The organism is Heterorhizobium halophytocola (assembly GCF_017873095.1).
Classification (GTDB): domain Bacteria; phylum Pseudomonadota; class Alphaproteobacteria; order Rhizobiales; family Rhizobiaceae; genus Allorhizobium; species Allorhizobium halophytocola.
Genome location: NZ_JAGGJU010000002.1, coordinates 485,928 through 503,406, shown reverse-complemented (window position 1 = coordinate 503,406; position 17,479 = coordinate 485,928). Strand labels below are relative to the sequence as shown.

At 63.8% G+C, this 17,479-nt stretch carries 17 protein-coding genes; 8 read left to right on the top strand and 9 right to left on the bottom strand.

Annotated features, from left to right (window positions below):
* Positions 1 to 5: 5 nt before the first annotated feature.
* The 4 genes from J2Z17_RS05490 to J2Z17_RS05475 form a co-directional block, all read right to left on the bottom strand.
* A complete protein-coding gene (locus J2Z17_RS05490; protein ID WP_209942923.1) occupies positions 6 to 224 on the bottom strand; it encodes a BAR domain-containing protein in 219 nt (72 codons plus the stop codon).
* A gap of 130 nt (positions 225 to 354) precedes the next feature.
* Positions 355 to 573: a hypothetical protein gene (locus J2Z17_RS05485; protein ID WP_209942922.1), complete on the bottom strand. Its 219-nt coding sequence runs from the start codon at positions 571 to 573 to the stop codon at positions 355 to 357.
* Between the two features lie 474 nt (positions 574 to 1,047).
* Positions 1,048 to 2,301, bottom strand: a complete 1,254-nt coding sequence (locus tag J2Z17_RS05480) for a type II toxin-antitoxin system HipA family toxin (RefSeq protein ID WP_209942921.1) — start codon at positions 2,299 to 2,301, stop codon at positions 1,048 to 1,050.
* Between the two features lie 12 nt (positions 2,302 to 2,313).
* Positions 2,314 to 2,574: a helix-turn-helix domain-containing protein gene (locus J2Z17_RS05475; RefSeq protein WP_209942920.1), complete on the bottom strand. Its 261-nt coding sequence runs from the start codon at positions 2,572 to 2,574 to the stop codon at positions 2,314 to 2,316.
* Between the two features lie 256 nt (positions 2,575 to 2,830).
* Between J2Z17_RS05475 and J2Z17_RS25135 the strand changes: the two genes are divergently transcribed.
* The 5 genes from J2Z17_RS25135 to J2Z17_RS05450 all read left to right on the top strand — a co-directional run bounded on the left by J2Z17_RS25135 (position 2,831) and on the right by J2Z17_RS05450 (position 10,639).
* Positions 2,831 to 5,908, top strand: a complete 3,078-nt coding sequence (locus tag J2Z17_RS25135; protein WP_245223880.1) for a DNA translocase FtsK — start codon at positions 2,831 to 2,833, stop codon at positions 5,906 to 5,908.
* Positions 5,909 to 6,274: 366 nt separating this feature from the next.
* Entirely contained in the window at positions 6,275 to 7,444 is a 1,170-nt protein-coding gene (locus J2Z17_RS05465) for a PQQ-dependent sugar dehydrogenase (RefSeq protein WP_209942918.1), read from the top strand.
* A gap of 123 nt (positions 7,445 to 7,567) precedes the next feature.
* Positions 7,568 to 8,593: a TRAP transporter substrate-binding protein gene (locus tag J2Z17_RS05460; RefSeq protein ID WP_209942916.1), complete on the top strand. Its 1,026-nt coding sequence runs from the start codon at positions 7,568 to 7,570 to the stop codon at positions 8,591 to 8,593.
* Positions 8,594 to 8,852: 259 nt separating this feature from the next.
* Positions 8,853 to 9,356: a TRAP transporter small permease gene (locus tag J2Z17_RS05455; protein WP_209942914.1), complete on the top strand. Its 504-nt coding sequence runs from the start codon at positions 8,853 to 8,855 to the stop codon at positions 9,354 to 9,356.
* Between the two features lie 2 nt (positions 9,357 to 9,358).
* The gene (locus J2Z17_RS05450) at positions 9,359 to 10,639 is read left to right on the top strand and encodes a TRAP transporter large permease (RefSeq protein WP_209942912.1); all 1,281 of its coding nucleotides are present in this window, start codon (positions 9,359 to 9,361) and stop codon (positions 10,637 to 10,639) included.
* 70 nt (positions 10,640 to 10,709) lie between these two features.
* Here J2Z17_RS05450 and J2Z17_RS05445 read toward each other — a convergent pair whose 3' ends face one another.
* From J2Z17_RS05445 to J2Z17_RS05435, 3 genes are all read right to left on the bottom strand, one after another.
* Positions 10,710 to 11,090 carry a PRC-barrel domain-containing protein gene (locus J2Z17_RS05445; RefSeq protein WP_209942910.1) on the bottom strand — a complete coding sequence of 127 codons (381 nt, stop codon included), beginning with the start codon at positions 11,088 to 11,090 and terminating at the stop codon, positions 10,710 to 10,712.
* Between the two features lie 77 nt (positions 11,091 to 11,167).
* Positions 11,168 to 11,638 (bottom strand): DoxX family protein, encoded by a 471-nt coding sequence (locus tag J2Z17_RS05440; protein WP_209942908.1) that lies wholly within the window; start codon positions 11,636 to 11,638, stop codon positions 11,168 to 11,170.
* Positions 11,625 to 12,668: an alpha/beta fold hydrolase gene (locus J2Z17_RS05435; protein WP_209942906.1), complete on the bottom strand. Its 1,044-nt coding sequence runs from the start codon at positions 12,666 to 12,668 to the stop codon at positions 11,625 to 11,627. The genes J2Z17_RS05440 and J2Z17_RS05435 overlap by 14 nt, the downstream gene beginning before the upstream one ends.
* 244 nt (positions 12,669 to 12,912) lie before the next feature.
* Here J2Z17_RS05435 and J2Z17_RS05430 point away from each other — a divergent pair, with 244 nt between their 5' ends.
* From J2Z17_RS05430 to J2Z17_RS05420, 3 genes are all read left to right on the top strand, one after another.
* Positions 12,913 to 13,554, top strand: a complete 642-nt coding sequence (locus tag J2Z17_RS05430) for a hypothetical protein (RefSeq protein ID WP_245223879.1) — start codon at positions 12,913 to 12,915, stop codon at positions 13,552 to 13,554.
* Between the two features lie 159 nt (positions 13,555 to 13,713).
* Positions 13,714 to 14,259: an iron transporter gene (locus tag J2Z17_RS05425; protein ID WP_209942904.1), complete on the top strand. Its 546-nt coding sequence runs from the start codon at positions 13,714 to 13,716 to the stop codon at positions 14,257 to 14,259.
* 220 nt (positions 14,260 to 14,479) lie between these two features.
* The gene (locus tag J2Z17_RS05420) at positions 14,480 to 16,045 is read left to right on the top strand and encodes a putative bifunctional diguanylate cyclase/phosphodiesterase (protein WP_209942902.1); all 1,566 of its coding nucleotides are present in this window, start codon (positions 14,480 to 14,482) and stop codon (positions 16,043 to 16,045) included.
* Between the two features lie 18 nt (positions 16,046 to 16,063).
* Here J2Z17_RS05420 and J2Z17_RS05415 read toward each other — a convergent pair whose 3' ends face one another.
* Both J2Z17_RS05415 and J2Z17_RS05410 read right to left on the bottom strand, forming a co-directional pair.
* Entirely contained in the window at positions 16,064 to 16,576 is a 513-nt protein-coding gene (locus tag J2Z17_RS05415) for a GNAT family N-acetyltransferase (protein WP_209942900.1), read from the bottom strand.
* Between the two features lie 21 nt (positions 16,577 to 16,597).
* Positions 16,598 to 17,479, bottom strand: a complete 882-nt coding sequence (locus J2Z17_RS05410) for a carbohydrate ABC transporter permease (protein WP_209942898.1) — start codon at positions 17,477 to 17,479, stop codon at positions 16,598 to 16,600.

Genomic DNA, 17,479 nt, shown 5'->3' with positions numbered 1-17,479 from the left:
GGGCCTTAGTGGTCGTTGGCTGTGCGGGTAACGAGCGACAGCGTGCGGTCGCCGTTGACCTTGTAGACTTCGTGCACCTGCTTGCCGTGGGCGAAGTATTCGTTGAACACGGTCGAGCCGACCGGGGCTTCGGACAGGGTGGCGGAGGCGGAGATCGGGCCGGCAAAGGCAGCGGAGGTGCCGAGAGCTGCGAGAACGGCGGCGGTTGCGATGAGGGTCTTCATGATGGTGTTTCCTTTGTCTCTTTTGGATGTCCGGCTGTCTTGATTGTTGGCGGGGCAGCCGTGACGCAGATGTCTTGTGGGGGATGTCGGCGGCGCCCGGGGTCAGACGACCCGGGCGGCCGTCAGGGCCTTAGTGGTCGTTGGCGGTGCGGGTAACGAGCGACAGCGTGCGGTCGCCGTTGACCTTGTAGACTTCGTGCACCTGCTTGCCGTTGGCGAAGTATTCGTTGAACACGGTCGAACCGATCGGGGCTTCCGACAGGGTGGCGGAGGCGGAGATCGGGCCGGCAAAGGCAGCGGACGTGCCGAGAGCTGCGAGAACGGCGGCGGTTGCGATGAGGGTCTTCATGATGGTGTTTCCTTCCTAGGGTCTCGATGTCCGTGCGGGTGTCTGGAGCGATATCTTGGGAGGGCTCCGGCCCTGCGCGGGGTGTTTGTTATTTTCTATATCGAACTGCTTGGTTCGATGAGCTGTATCTGGTCCTGTTCGACGTGGTTTGCAAGGGGTATTTTTGCAAATCGAACCGCATGGTTCGATGTTGTGTGTCCGTCTCACGAGAAATGTCATGCAATACCAATGGCTTGACTGTTTCATTCATATAACTGTGAACGAAGAGATTGATTATTGTGAACAACGACATCCGGTTCGAGCGCCGGTTCTGCGGTGTCCGGCAGACGGCCAGGCCCGCAGCGGAGCGCAGGAAAGCTGGAGGGGGTGGGGATGGTGGAGCGGCAATCGAGGCCGTCAGGGCCGGCAGACACGCTGCCCTCCGCCCGTTCATCGGGCGGAACCGTTTCTAGCAAAGGTCAGGGCGCAAAGATGTCAGCGGACTTGCCGGCGGATGCGCGCGCAGCGCTTGGCAATCTCGTGGGTGACCCGCTCCAGCACGCGCGACGGATCGCCGCTCTGCGCCGCGATCGCCCGGGCCGCCTCGGCGGTATGGGACGTAACCCGTTCGGCCAGATCCTCGACGCGTCGCAGCGTCGCAGCGGCGCTCAGCCCCACGGTTTCGGCAAGCGCCTTCCAGTCGGCGCCATGCAACTCTGCCGCATGCAGCTTGCCGGCGATCGCCTGCGGCAGGCTCTGGTCGACATTTTGATAAACCGCCGCACACATCAGGTCGTAGAAGGGCGCAAGCCTTGCCGTGCTGCCGGCGCCGATCAGCACCGAATAATTCTTCGCATGCGAATCCGAATTGCAGATCAGCGCGTTGAAGATCACCCCGTCCATCAGCGCCAGCCTTTCGCCGGGCGAAACATGCGCGGCAACCGCCTGGAACAGGTGTGCGAGCGTGGCGCCCTGGTGCCCGATCCTGCCGCTGCGTTGGTATTTTTCGGCCGGCAACAGTCCGGTCAGCTGGCAGAGATCCTCCTGGTGCACCCGGCGCACCACACCCGCAGCGTCGGTGATCCGGTCATAGCGCGCCACCAGCAGATAGCGTCGACTGCCGGCGATGCCGACGGTCGCCTCGGCGGCAGGCAGGCCACACAGTTTCGCCAGCATCAGGCAGAAGGCCTCGTTTTCGACACTGCCGGCAAGCCGCCGGATATCGGGCTTCAGGATATGCGTCGAGGGTGTGCCGTCGACGGGGATGGAAATCGCGCCGCCGTCACCGACGAAGACCGGCAGCTTGTCCTGGACGCCGGCAAGCGACATCGACACGCCGTGCTCGCCGACGAGGAAGGGACGTTCGGGCAATGCGTCGATGATCCGCTCCAGCGCCGCCGCGTCCGGCACGGGCCGCAGATTGTTGCCGGCCTTGCGCGGCGCGCCGAAGGAAAAGGCGCCGGCCGTGTCGCGGCCGAGATGGGCAAGCAGCCCCAGCACATCCTGCGGCGAGACCTTCAACCGAAGGCCGATCTCGTTCAGATGAGTTTCCGGCAGGAGATTGGCGAGAAACGGCAGCACCCGTTCGGCCCCATAGGGCCCCTGCCCCAGCGGCATGGTCAGGGATAGCGGAAAGGCGGAGGCCCGCGCCTCCCATTCGCGCCGGTAGGCGAGCGCCAAGGGAGCCTCAAGGGGAGTCTCATCGTTCAGATCCGCCACCGGGATCGTATCATAATAGACAATCGTCATGGCCGGGCCCCGTCAAAAACGCGGCAGATGCGCGAGATCGTCATCGCCGGCTGCAGGAGCCGCGACTATCTCGTGGCGATCGACCAGATCGAGGCCGACGACGCGGGCGGCGATCAACGCCTTTTCCAGCTGGCAGCTCGGTTTCCCGGCCTCCAGCTCGACGATGAAGCGTTCGCCCGTGCCGCATCGCTCCGCCAGCTGGTTCTGCGTCCAGCCCAGCGCCTTGCGCTTTTTGCGGATCGATTGGCCGAATTCGGCGGCGGTGCGGATCATCGGTTTCTCCTGTGAGTGAACTTACCGTACAGGAAGATTTATCGATTTTCCAGTTTTTCTTACCGGAAGGGAAGTTTTCTCGCTTTCGCCGAAAAACTTCCCGATCGGGCAGCAAACCCGAAAGACACACCGGCAAGCCAAACCGTCAAAATTTTCGTGATCGTGCCATTCGAAGGCGTCTTGGCAAGATGTGGTTAAGGTTTGTTTTCTATTAACAGGGCTGGTGTGACAGCTTGTTTGAATGGTCCCGCGTAGCATGCAATTTTCCCGTACCAATATCCACGCTTCCAACGCTAACGACGTCGATTTCGAAGCCGGTCAGGCGCCTGCAAGGCAGGACGGACAGGGGTTCGAGGCACCGGCCCATGCCGGTCATGACGCACAGACCTGCGAGCCGCCTGCCTGTGGTGCGGTGCTCGATCCGGACGCCCTGCCGACTTGGCAGAAGGCCTTCGTCATCGGCCCGAACGTGCGCTTTACCCGCACGCCCGGCCAGAATTATGCGAAGCGCGACGAGGACGACGATAGTGCCGCCGGCGCGGCCGACCCGCAGCCCGCAGTGGCCGCATCGTCCCCGTCCGCCCAGCGGCCGATCACGACTTCGCCGGCCGTGCCCGCGTCTCCGTCGAGTGCCGGCAGCATGTCGCCGCCGTCCCAGACCGGTCCGGCCACGCCCTTTGCCGGCCATATCCTGACCCGCGGCAATCCGGCCTTCATCCCGTCGGGCCAGAATGCCCGCACGCTGGTCGGCGATCTCGAGCGCAAGCTCGCCGAACCCGCCCCGGTTGCGACACCGGTCGCGACGCAGGCCCCGGCCGCGATCACCATACCCGGCTTCATCATGCCGCCACGTACCGGCGCGCCGCTGAAGATTACTCCGCGGCCGATCCCGCCGCGCACAGAACAGGTCGCCCGCCCGGCGCCCGCGGTCCAGCCGGCAGTGGCATCGCCACCGCCGACGGTGCAGCCCATGGCCGTCTCGCTCCAGACCAGGACCACGACGCAGGCCATACCGCAGGCTATGCCGGCCGCCATGCGGATGCCGCAGCCACCAGCCGGCACGCCCGCTGGCGCCGCGCCGGCGGCCCATAATACTGCTCCGGCTCCTGCCGCCGCGGCCCATGCAGCGCCGGCAAAACCCGCGCGCGCACCGATCGGCATTCCCGATCACCTGATCTGGGAAATGATGAGCCTCGGCGCCTCGGATGGCGCAGACGCCAACCGTCGCCGCGCCGCGGCGCCCGTGACCGCCTCCAACGCGACCGCTCTGCCGGCACAGCCGAACCCGGTCGTCCAGATGCAGGTACAGGCGCCGCTCCAGGCCCCAAGACGTCTGACCGCACCGGTCACCGCCTATGTGCCGCCACGCGAAACGGTCGCCGGACCAACCGAGACCCCCGCACCGGCCGTGGCATCCGTGCCCCTGCCCGTTGCGGCAGACATCACCATCGGCCCCTCGGCCATCGATCTCTATCGCCAGATTGCCCTGCGCCAGCCGGGGGCAAGCCAGCCGGCGACGCCCGATCCGGTGACAGAAGCCGTCATGGCTCCATCAACATCCGCCGTCGCGGCAGCATCTTTCCCTGTCGCCCAGGCAGCCTCTCTCCCCGTCGCCCAGGCAGCATCTCTTCCCGTCGCCCAGGCAGCATCTTTCCCCGTCGCCCAGGCTCCGGCATCGATCGCCGCCGGCCTGCAGCCTCCGCCGCCCGGCGCCACGCCGGTCGCCGCCCGCACCACGGCGCTTTCGCCGCTCGTGCATGTCCAGACGGAAGACTATCTCTTCCCCTCCGTCGAACTGCTGCAGCCCGCCCGCTCCGGCCAGACGGGTGCGCTCAGCCAGGAGGCGCTGGAGCAGAGCGCCGGCCTGCTCGAAAGCATTCTCGAAGACTTCGGCGTCAAGGGCGAGATCATCGACGTGCGTCCCGGCCCGGTCGTCACGCTCTATGAATTCGAGCCGGCACCGGGGGTCAAATCCTCCCGCGTGATCAATCTCGCCGACGACATCGCCCGCTCGATGTCCTCGGTCTCTGCCCGCGTCGCGGTCGTGCCCGGCCGCAACGTGATCGGCATCGAGCTGCCGAACAACGAGCGCGAGACGGTCTATTTCCGCGAACTGATCGAAAGCGGCGCCTATGTCGGCACCGATTTCCGCCTGCCGCTCTGCCTCGGCAAGACGATCGGCGGCGAGCCGGTCGTCGCCGAACTCGCCAAGATGCCGCATCTGCTCGTCGCCGGCACCACCGGTTCGGGCAAATCGGTGGCGATCAACACGATGATCCTGTCGCTGATCTATCACCTGCGCCCGGAAGAATGCCGGTTGATCATGGTCGACCCGAAAATGCTCGAGCTTTCGGTCTATGACGGCATCCCGCATCTGCTCACCCCCGTCGTCACCGACCCGAAAAAGGCCGTGCTGGCACTGAAATGGGCCGTGCGCGAAATGGAGGAGCGCTATCGCAAGATGTCGCGGCTCGGCGTGCGCAATATCGACGGCTTCAATGCCCGCGTCGCCGAGGCCCGCAACAAGGGCGAACAGATCATGCTCTCGGTCCCGGTCGGCTTCGACAAGGGTACCGGCGAGCAGATCTTCGAGGAGCAGCAACTCGACCTGACGGCGCTCCCCTATATCGTCGTCATCGTCGACGAGATGGCCGACCTGATGATGGTCGCCGGCAAGGAAATCGAAGGCGCCATCCAGCGTCTCGCCCAGATGGCGCGCGCCGCCGGCATCCACCTGATCATGGCGACCCAGCGTCCCTCGGTCGACGTCATCACCGGCACGATCAAGGCCAATTTCCCGACCCGCATCTCCTTCCAGGTGACGTCGAAGATCGACAGCCGGACGATCCTCGGCGAACAGGGCGCGGAAAACCTGCTCGGCCAGGGCGACATGCTGCACATGAAGGGCGGCGGCCGTATCGCCCGCGTCCACGGTCCCTTCGTCGCCGACTCGGAAGTCGAGAAGGTCGTGGCCCATCTGAAGACGCAAGGGCAGCCCTCCTATCTCGGCAGCGTCACCGAGGACGAGGACGACGACAGCGAGGTCGAGGAAGACAGCGCCGTCTTCGACAACACCGCCATGGGTGCCGCCTCCGGCAGCGGCGACGAGGAAGGCGACGACCTCTATGAGCGGGCGATCAAGATCGTCCAGCGCGACAAGAAGTGCTCGACCTCCTATATCCAGCGCCGCCTGTCGATCGGCTACAACCGTGCGGCCTCGCTGGTGGAGCGCATGGAAAAGGACGGCCTGGTCGGTCCCGCCAACCATGTCGGCAAGCGCGAAATCCTCGAACCCCGCATCCAGCATGCGGTCGAGGACCAGCACGAGGAATAGGATTTGGGGGCCGGCACCGTGCCGGCCTTTCAATGCGATGGCGGGGGATCGGACGTCGTTCGCAACCAGCGCCACTGCATGCAAGGACTTCAATTGCCTCGGTTGCCGCGCGCAATCGATCGTCCACGACATCTATCCTGCCTTCGCGAAATCGTGCGGCAAACCTTTGCCCGAGATCAGACACCGACAGGGGCCGTGTCTGAAGATGTCCCTTGCCGCGCCTACGCCCCTCATTGCGCGCGCTGGCGGCGGTCCACCTCTCCCATCTAACGCGAATTTGACCACGGACCGTCCTGCAAAGGGGCAGAAAAGCAGAGGGACCCGCCCTACCTATCCCTGGTAACGACAAACGAGACGAGGGATGAGATGAACGGCCGAAAGACCACCGCTAGCCTGCTCGTTGCAGCGACCGCCCTGACCGCAGTGCTTGTCATCGGCGCGCCGCCCCGCGCCCTTGCCGCAGACCCGATCAACGCGGGGGAGCGGCAGCCGGATGACGACAAGCCCTTCAGCGCCCACAAGGTCGCCGCGTTCGATACCCCATGGGCGCTCGCCTTTCTGCCGGATGGGCGGATGCTGGTGACGGAAAAGCCCGGCCAGATGTTCGTGGTCACAGAAGCTGGCAAAAAGACCGAGATTGCCGGCGTGCCGAAGGTCGCAGCCTCCGGGCAGAACGGGCTGCTGGATGTCGCGCCGGCCCCGAGCTTTGCCGAGGACCACATTGTCTACATCACCTATGTTGCCCCGGCCGATGGCGGCAGCGTTCTGGAACTGGCGCGGGCGACGCTTGCCGAGACAGAGGGCAAGGCCGAGCTTTCCGATCTCGAGGTGATCTGGCGCCAGACGCCGCCAGGCGGTGGCGGGCAACCGGGCGGCATCATCGCCTTTTCGCCTGACAGCAAGCACCTTTTCCTGACCTCCGGCGACCGGATGCGGCCGCAAAAGGCGCAGGACCCCGACCAGACGCCGGGCAAGATCCTGCGGCTGAACCTCGACGGCAGCGTCCCCGACGACAACCCGGATGCCGCCAAAGGCGGCGTTCCGGCAATGTCCTGGACCACGGGGCACCGCAATCCCTACGGCCTTGCCTTCGCACCCGATGGCCGGCTCTGGGAACATGAGATGGGGCCAAGGGGCGGCGACGAGTTCAACCTGATCGAACAGAGCAAGAACTACGGCTGGCCGGAGGTCTCCAACGGCATCAATTACAATGGCTCGCCGATCCCGGACCACGCGACCCGCCCCGAATTCGCAGCCCCGCCGCTCTACTGGACACCGGTGATCGCACCGGCCGGTCTTGTCTTCTACGAAGGCGACCTGTTTCCCGACTGGAAGGGCACGGCGCTGATCGGCGGCCTTGCCTCCACCGCCCTGGTCCAGGTCGGCTTCGCCGCGGACGGCCAGCCAGATGAAATCGACCGCTTCGATATGGGAGCCCGCATCCGCGACGTCGCGGTTGGCCCGGATGGCGCCGTCTGGCTGATCGAGGACGACAGCCCGGGGGCCTTGCTGAAGCTGACGCCGAAGGCAAAATGAGCGGACAAAGGACGGGATAACGCCGGTGATCCTGCCGCACTGCCGCAACAGTGATTGACGAGGCGTTTGCCGGTCCCCTAGATTTTGGCGGATAAACCTTCCAGAAAAGTCAGGGGAACCAGCATGACAATCCGAACGGCGCTGCGTCGCCGCACCCTCATCACGGCCGTCGTCGGCGCGATGCTGCCGATTACCGCCCATGCCGCCGACTTCGTGGCCAAGATCGGCCATCTGGAATCGGCCCAGCAGACCCGCAACCAGATGCTCGAAAAGGTGGCCGCTCTTGTCAAGGAGCGGACCAATGGCGAAGTCGAGTTCGAGCTTTACCCGCAGGGACAGCTCGGCAACCAGCGCGAGATGAACGAGGGCGTGCAGCTCGGCACGCTCGAGGCGACCGTCTCGCCGGCGGCCTTCCTCGGCGGGTTCAATCCGGCGGTCTCGATCCTCGACATTCCCTATCTGCTGCCCGACGACCCGAAGAAGTCGGTCGAGCTGACCAACGGTCCCTTCGGACAGGCGGTCTGCGACAGCTTCTCCGCCTTCGGCGTGACCTGTCTCGGCCTCTGGCCGAACGGCCAGAAAAGCTTCACCTCCAACAAGCCGATCGCCAGCATCGACGACTTCGCCGGCCAGAAATTCCGGGTGATGGATTCCAACATCCTGATCGAGCAGTTCAAGTCGATCGGCGCCTCGGCGATCCCGATCGATTTCGGCGAACTCTACACCTCGCTGCAAACAGGCGTCGTCGATGGCGAGGAGAACCCGCTCGACACGATCAAGAACATGAAGTTCTACGAGGTGCAGAAGCACCTGCTGGTCTCCAATCACGGCGCCATGGAAGACGTGATCCTGTTCAACCCGGCCTTCTGGGAAAGCCTGCCGGAAAAGGATCGCACGATCATTTCCGATGCCTTCGAGGAAGTGATCCCCGACATGATCGCGCACAAGACGGCGGCCGTCGATGCAGCGCTTGAGACGATCAAGGAAAACGGCGTGGACGTGAAGGTCGCAAGCGACGCGGAAAAGGCGAGCCTGCGCGAAAAGATGTACCCGGCCGCCCGCGACGCCTATGTCGCCAAGGTCGGCGATGCCGGCCAGACGCTGATCGACACCTATGAGACCGAATACAAGAAGGTCATGGCCGAATAGGCGATTGCCTTCGATATCGCGGAGCGCGAAGGCCAGACAGCCGGCGCGCTCCTCATCTGATGTAGGGCAACTGCATGTGAAGGAAGGCCCCTCCCAACCCTCCCCACAAGGGGGAGGGCTTAACCCGGTCGCACCGTTCACAGACATAGATGAACGGTTTCCGCGGGTCTTCTCCCCCCCTTGTGGGGGAGATGGCCGGCAGGCCAGAGAGGGAATTTTCTCACAAGCAACCGCCCGCTTTCCCACGCAAGGGCATGCCATGTCATTCGTCCACGGTCTCCGGGTCATCGAGCGCACCGTCATCGTGTCGGTCTTCCTCGCCATGGTCGCGCTCTATTTTGCCAATGTGCTGCTGCGCGAATTCGGTGGCACGCTGGCATCCGATTTTGCCTGGATCGATGCGGCCGTCGGCGTGCTCAATCTCTATTTGGTGTTCCTGACGGCGGGTCTTGCGCTGGAAAGGGGCCGGCAGGTCGGGATCAACACCTGGCGTGACCGGATCGCGGCAAGAACACGCCTGCCGCTCAGGCTGATCATCAACATCACCGGCTTCCTGTTCTCGCTGCATCTGACCTGGCTCGGCTGGCAGATGTGCCGCTTCGTGCTGCGGCTGCACCAGACCAATCCGTCGCTCAACATCTCGACCGCCTGGATCTATGCCGCGCCGACCATCGGCTTCGGCCTGCTTGCGCTGCGCTTCCTGTTGAGCGCCACCGGACGCATAGACCGCTTCTCCGGCCCGATCGAGACGGAGGCGGCCTGATCATGCTTATCCTGGTTGCCGCTGTCGCGGTCGTCCTGCTGGTTGCCGGCTTCGAAATGTTCCTCGTGCTCGGCGTGCCGGCGCTGGCAATCAAGGAAATCTTCTACGGCCGATTGCCCGACGTGCTGATCATCCAGCGGATCGTCGGCGGCGTCGATCATTCGACGCTGCTCGCCATCCCCTTCTTCATCCTGGCCGCCGAACTGATGGGCGACGGCCAGATCGCGGCCCGGCTGATGGGTTTCGTGCGCACGCTGTTCGGCGGCATGCGCGGCGGCTTCGGCTATTCCGCTATCGGCGGCGCCATGGCCTTCGGCTCCGTCTCCGGCTCGGCGCCGGCAACGGTGGCGGCCATGGGCGGCATGGTCTATCCGGAAATGCGCAAGGCCGGTTTCAGCGAGAAATTCTCCCTCGGCCTGATCGTCTCCAGCGCCGAGACGGCGCTTCTCATTCCGCCCTCCATCACCTTCATCGTCTATGGCTGGATGACCGGAACCTCGGTGTCGAGCCTGTTCATCGGCGGCATCAGCGTCGGCGTCGTGCTGGCGTTGACCTTTGCCGTCCTTGTTGCCATCGAGGCCCGACGCTCGGGCGTCAAGGGCGATATCGGCATTACCTGGCGCGACCGCTGCACCGCCCTCAAGCGGGCGATCGGCGCCCTCGGCATGCCGGTCATCATTCTCGGCGGCATCTATTCCGGCTTCTTCACCCCGACGGAGGCGGCCGCCGTCAGCGTCATCTATGCCATCGTCGTCGAGGCCCTGTTCTATCGCACGCTGACGCTGGCAAAGCTGGTGACGATCACCGAGCGCGCGGCCATCTCCACCTCGATCATCTTCATCCTGCTGGGGGTCGGCAGCGTGCTTGCCTATTTCATCACGCTTGCCCAGGTGCCGGTGGCGATCACCGGCCTGCTGCACGAGATCGACGCCGGACCGGTCACCTTCCTGATCGTCGTCAATATCGTCTTCCTGATCGCCGGCATGTTCATCGATCCGAACTCGGCCCTGCTGATCCTCATTCCGCCGCTCTTTCCGGCCGCCCAGGCGCTCGGCATCGACCCGGTGCATCTCGGCATGATCGTCACCCTGAACATCAGTCTCGGCATGATCACCCCGCCCTTCGGGCTGGATATCTTCGTCGCGTCCTCGACGCTCGGCAAACCGGTGACAACGATCATCTCCGGCGTCTGGCCGTTCATCATCGCCAATCTGGTGGCGCTGGTGATCGTCACCTATGTGCCGGCAATCTCGCTGTTCCTGCCACATCTGCTGATGCAGTAGCGCCGGCGCCCGAAAAGACGCTCAAACGAAAACAGGCCCCGATCCGGGGCCTGTTTTTCGAGTTGGACGCTTACATCCAGTAAGGTGAGACGCCGTAGTAATCGTAGACCTTGCGGCCGGTCTCCGGCGTCCAGTCATAATCGTCACCGTCGTATTTCGGGGCGCCTTCGACCTGTTCCTTGGTCACGTCGGTGCGGTAGCCGCCGAGGTTCTCGTCATAGCTGAGCTTGGCCCAGGGCAGCGGATAGTGGTCGTGACCGATACCGAGGAAGCCGCCGAAGCTCATCACCGCATAGGACACGCGGCCGCTGCGCTTTTCGACGATCAGGCGCTCGATCGAACCGATATGTTCGCCGTCGCTGCCATAGACCTTGGTGCCCTCGACCTTGTCGCTGGCGATCAGGTCGTGGGTTTCCTTGACATCGGATTTAGGGGAATATTCGTAGGCCATGTCTTTCTCCTCACACATTGTGAGCACTGACAACGGCAGGCCGCTCGCTTGGTTCCCTCGGCAACCGCCGATCGCGGTCAGCGTGGCAACGCGCGCCCGACCACCGGCTCCGGTCCGGTGTCATCCACAGTCAGAGGCGACGTCTTCTGCCGGCACGGCCAGGTGACGGTACCGCCGGCAAACAGCGCGGCCCAGACGATCAGCGGCTGCAGCGGCAGGCGCAGGAGATGATAGGCCCATTGCAACGCGGTTCCATGGCCGGTTCCCAGCGCATCGATCGCCTGCTTGATATTGGCGGGGTAGACGCAGATCGCGTACAGCGCCAGCCCGATGCCCGCCGCGCGGCGCAGCGCCGGCGTGGAAAGGCCCAGCGCGCCGAAAAGCTCGGCAAGGCCGGTCAGCATGATCACCTCGGCCGGCCATGGTACCCAGTGCGGGGTGATCGACAGGAATGGCACCGGCAAGGTCAGATGCAGCACGCCGGCCGTCGCGTAGAACAGGATCAATGCGCGACGCAGGCGCCCGCGGCCGCGCTCAGGGCTTTCCATCGCCGGCAATCCTTTCCTCGACGGCCCTGCGGATGGCATCCAGATCGGGATGCTTGCCCGCCACCGTCTCGATGGCGGCCACGGCCAGATCGCGGGCGACATAGTCCGACTTGTGGCCGAGATTGTGGACAACGAACAGGCTGGCCCCCGGGATGTCGCGGGCGAGCTGCTCCGAATGGATCTGCGGCGAGACGATATCGTCGGTATCGCCGGTGATCACCACGGTTGGCGCACGAATATTCCGGTAGAGCGGTGAAGCGGTCTTTGCCCAGTCATTCAGTGCGGCGATCTCTTCGGCATTGCGATGGAAGGATACCGGGTTCAGCGCCTGCGATGCCTTGGTCTTTTGAACGTAGTCGGCGGGCATGGTATTGGGGGCAAACACCGCCTTTGCCGCCGTATCGAGGGCGAAGAAGCCGATCGGCGGGGCAATCAGCGTCGAAAAGATCCAGCCGGCGATCGGTACGCTCGCCGCATTGTAGTACCAGTCCACCCCGCCCTTCCACGGATAGACGGCCGGCGACAGGAAGACCAGACCGGCGACCTTGTCGGGATGGCGCACGGCAAGTTCCGCCGTGATCGCGCCGCCGAAGGAATGACCGACGATGATCGCTCTGGTGATCCCGCGCCTTTCCATCAGCAGTGCGATCGCATCGGCCTGCGCGTCCGGCAGGATGTATTTGGCTGGACCGGCACCCGATTTCCCGTGACCGGGGCGGTCGACGAACAGCAGCCGTGCCTTGCCCTCGAGCGCCTGGCGGAACGAGAACATCGGATCGAGAAGGCTCGTGCTGGCACCATGCAGGAAGACGACCGGAGGCAGTTGCGGCTTGCCGGCGGGCTCCAGAAGCACGCTGTTCAGCGTGATGTCGCCGACATCGATGCGCTCGCCATCCGGCGACGCGGCGTCGGCACGGCCGGCGCCTGCAAAGGCTGCCAGCGACAATCCGACAAGCAGCAGCGTCGCGGCGAGGTTGCGGCCGGGGCTGCGGCGGTATCGGATCAAGGGTCGGGGGACAAATTGCGGCATGACGTCCTTTGCATGTTCTTCGGGCGAACTTCCGGCGTGGCGGCCGGACATGGCCCCAAGCCTTGCCGCACGGGCCTGTCCGAACCGTCACCGGAGCGCTGTCTGCCCTTGAGTACGCGCCTGACGCGGAAAAGGTTTTATGTTCGCCTGCGATTTTAATCTTGCAGACCGATCCATCCTCCCTGCCGCGGCGTAAAGCTTTACAATAGCCAAGAGGCCCTCAACTCGAAAAAGGAGCGTGGTCATGCACCCCGCGGACACATCGCCAGCCTTCAACGAGCGGCCTGCCCCTTTAAAGCCGGTCGGCGCAAGCGGATCGTCCGGCAGACAAACGGCGCCCCGCTTTCCCTTTTTCACCTTCCGGTCCAGCGCGCCGCGCCCTCCCCTCGATCCTCTGACGCAGGCAACCGTTACCGTCTGCTGGGTTGTGGCGGCCAACAAGCCGCTCTATCCCCTCTATGTCTGGTGGCTGGTCGGGTCCGGCACCGTGGCCTCGCTGGCAACCATGCTGACAATGCCGCTGTTTGCCGCCATTGCGCTTCTTGCACGGCGCTTTCCCTTCGCCGCCCGGCTGGCGCTGCCGCTGATCGGCACCCTCGATACGCTGTTCGAAACCAAACTGTTCGGCGCTGCCTCCGGCACGGCACTGTTCCTCGCGGCCTGCGCAATGCTTGCCGCACTTGGCTTCCGCTGGACCGAGAAATGGTGGCAACGCGCATCCGCCATCCTGATCTTCCTCGCCTATCTGGCAGTGCGCGGCGGCCTTGGGACCCCACTGCATGTCTGGAACGCTGACGAGCTTGCAAGCCTCTTCGAGATCAACGCCTTTGCCGTCGCCTGCCTGATGGCCTTCATCGCGCTGCGCTATGCCGGGGTAAAGCGGTAGAGGCCGGCGCTTCATCCTCTCGGCCGACCATCTCCGCCTTCCGGCAGGAACCACTCCCGACCCCAAGGCATTCTCCCCTGGACGGCAACATAGGTCTCGTTGCCGAAAACGCGCCATTGCCGCTGCCATCAGGCGGTCCAGTCCAGGAGTACGACATCCATGCGAAAGCCCCCTGAAAAGCCGAGTGACGAAGCCGACCGCCACCAGATCGCCATGGCGAAAAAAGAAGGCGCTGCCTATCATGCCTCGCTCAAATACATGGCCGAGGAGGTCGCCGACAGCGGCGGCATGAAGCGGGCCGGCGACTATATCGTTGCCTATGCGCAGGAACGAGCCGAAGGCATGTATATGCTGAAATCCGAAGGCGAACTGGTCTGGGATGCGCCGACCGACGAGAACTGCCACCTGGAGGTTTCCGTCAGCGATGCCGGCGACGAGCGTTTCATTCCCTATCTCGCCATCGAGGCGACGCTGACGCCGGAGGACGGCAAGCCGGTCGGTCCGTTCGAGGTGCCCTTCGTCTGGCACCCCGGGCTCTATCACTATGGCTGCAATATCAAGGTGCCGGGTGACGGCAAATACAGGCTCGACATCAAGATCAAGCCACCGACCTTCATGCGCCATGACGAGGTCAACGGCAAGCGCTACGCAAAGACCGTCGAGGTACGTTTCGACGCCATCGACATCAAGACCGGTCAGGAATAACGGGCGCCGGCGAAGTAAAAGACTGGCTCTGTGAGCCCGTCCGGGGCGGCTCTCTTCGATGCAAGAGCCGCCTTTTTGCATGGCTCTGCGCGTTTCCTGGGGCCCCGCGTGAATAAACCCGCCCTCTGCAACGCCCACGCGAAATTCTGACCCTTCGCTGACAACAGAAAATTTAGACTTTTCGACAACTATGCTGGCGGGATGAGGAAATCGACGTGAGATGTACGAATTCATTGCAAGCCGGGCCGGTCGCCAATTCTTAGCCCTCGCAGGCATCGCGATTGCGATCTGGCTGCCGGGCGTGATCTTTCATGCCGACCTTTTTGCCGGTGTGCGACAGCTCAGCGGCCCGAATATCGATGTCTTCCTGCTGACGCTGACCGTCGGCGGCGGCATCAGCTTCATCTATTCGATGCTGCGGATCTTCGACCTGCGCAAGGAAATGGTCCAGCGCCGTGCCGCCGAGCACAAGGCCGACTGGATCGCCACCCATGACCAGTTGACCCGGCTTCCCAACCGCTATGCCTTCGAGCGCGTCGACCTGCGCAGTTTTTTCGGCGACATGGACACCAACGGCGTGCAGATCTCGGCGCCGACCGTCACCATCTTCTCGATCGACCTCGACGGCTTCAAGAAGGTCAATGACCTTGTCGGCCATCATGGCGGCGACCTGCTGCTGAGCGAGGTGGCAAAACGGCTCTGCCAGTTCGCCGCGACCCCGAATGTCTTCCGCTTCGGCGGCGACGAATTCATCGTCATTGCCCGCAACCTGCCGGTCGAGCGCGAGGAAAAATATGCGCAGCTGCTGATCCAGCTGATTACCCGGCCGATCCCGGTCGGCGATCTCGCGACGGAAGTCGGCGCCAGCATCGGCTATGCCCGCTGGCCGATGCAGGGCGCCACGCTGGAGGAGGTGTCGCACAAGTCCGACGTCGCGCTTTACGAGGCGAAGTCACGCGGACCGAACCGCGCCTTCCTGTTCAGCGACGAGATGCAGCATCGGGTGGCCAAGCGCGCGCAGCTGGAGGGCAAACTGCGCAAGGCGATCGAAAGCGGCGATATCCGTCCCTTCTACCAGCCGCTGATCGACCTGAAATCCGGCGCAGTCTGCGGTTTCGAGGCGCTTGCCCGCTGGACCGACGACGAGGGACACGCCATCTCGCCCCAGGTCTTCATCACGGTGGCCGAAGAGACCGGCCTCGTCACCCGGCTGTTCCAGCAGCTGCTGGCCCAGGCGGCCCGCGACGCTTGCGGCTGGCCGGAAGACATCGGGCTTTCCTTCAACGTCTCGCCCGTGCAGATGGAAGACCGGCTGCTGGCCTCGCGCATTCTTGACGTGCTGTCGGCCAATAATCTCGCCCCTCATCGCCTTGAGGTCGAGATCACCGAAAATGCACTGATGCAGGATCCGGAACTGGCCGCCGAGGTGATCCAGAGCCTGCACGATGCCGGCATCCAGATCGCCCTCGATGATTTCGGTACGGGGTATTCGAGCCTGTCGCAGCTCGCCCGCTACAAGTTCGACAAGGTCAAGATCGACAAGAGCTTCGTTGCCACCTTCGCCGACGACGAGCGTCAGGAAAAGATCGTCCAGGCCATGCTCGGCCTGTCGAAGAGCCTCAACCTGAAGACCACCGTCGAGGGCATCGAAGAGCACACCCAGCTCGGCTATTTCCTCAAGCAGGGCTGCGATGTCGGCCAGGGCTATCTGTTCGGCAAGGCAATGCCGGCCGAAGACGCGCTGAGCTTTCTGCACGCGCATCGCCAGACGATCAAAAGCGCCTGAGCTCTACCGAACAAGCCTTCAGGCCTTCGTCGCGGCCTCTTCTTCCTCTTCATCTGGACGCGGCATGCGCAGCATGCCCTTGTAGATGCCGGGCACCGAGCCCTCGATCGGGATCGCGCCGACACTCTTCTTGTAGAAATCCATCGGTCCGGCTCCGCCGATGATGCCGTAGCCGTAGCCGAGCGCCTTCATGTCGAGCAGGGTTGCCAGAAGCAGCGCGTGGCCGATGCCCTTGCCGCGCATGGCGCTGTCGACCCCGGTCGGGCCGAAAAAGCCCTTCATCGTCGCCTCGTGACAGGCAAAACCGACCAGCGCCTCATCCTTCACGGCTATGAAGCAGGTGGGCGGCTGGCGCATGGCCGCCACCGTCGCCTCGCCGACCCAGCCATGGCCGAAGCGCGGCTCGATCCAGTCGGTCAGAAGCTTCATTTCAGGCGGCAGGAGGCGGCGGATGGTGACGTTTTGGTCGCGCATGCGCCGGCCGAGCGCATGATCGCCCTGGAGTTCGTAGAGTTTGACGAGCATGTCCATGATATCGGTCCTTATGAAATTTCAACCCTTGACTGCGCCGGCCGTCAGCCCGGCAACGATGCGGCGCTGGAAGATCAGCACCAGCACGATCAGCGGCAGTGTCACGGCAACGGATGCGGCCATGATCTGGCCGAAGGGATATTCGTAGCGGCTGTCGCCGGCAATCAAGCCGATGGCGACCGGCACCGTGCGGTTCTCGTCGGTCAGCGTGAAGGTCAGCGCGAAGAGGAATTCGTTCCACGCCAGGATGAAGGCGAGAATGCCGGTAGACGCCAGCGACGGCCCCATCAGCGGCAGGAAGATCCTCGTCAGGATGCGGAAATGCGAACAGCCGTCGATGATCGCCGCCTCCTCCAGCTCACGCGGAAATTCGCGGATGAAGGTCGTCAGTATCCAGGTGGTAAACGGCACCGTCGACAGGAGATAGGTGAGGATCAGGCCGCTCGGGCGGTTGAACAGGCCAAGCCAGTTGATCAGCTCGAACATGCCGGAAAGAACGACCACCTGCGGGAAGATCGAGATCATCAGCACGATCATCAGCATCAGCCGCTTCTGCGGAAAGTCGATGCGGCCGAGCGCATAGGCGGCCGTAAGCCCGATCACCAGCGACAGGAATGTCGAGCTGACCGCGACATAGGCCGAGTTCAGCAGCGAGTGCATGAAGACCGGATTGTCGAGCAACTGCAGATAATAGTGGAAGTTCAGGGCCGGCACGAGGGCGCTGTCATAGAGTTCGTTGCCCTGCTTGGTGGAGGACACGATCGCCCAGTAATAGGGAAACAAGGTGTAGAGCAGCACCAGCGCCAGCGCGAAGAGCTTGCATGCTTTGAGGATCTGGCGTCGGGTGCGGTAATAGCTGCCGGAGCGGCGCACATGCTGTTTTTCGAAGACAAGGTCGGCCAT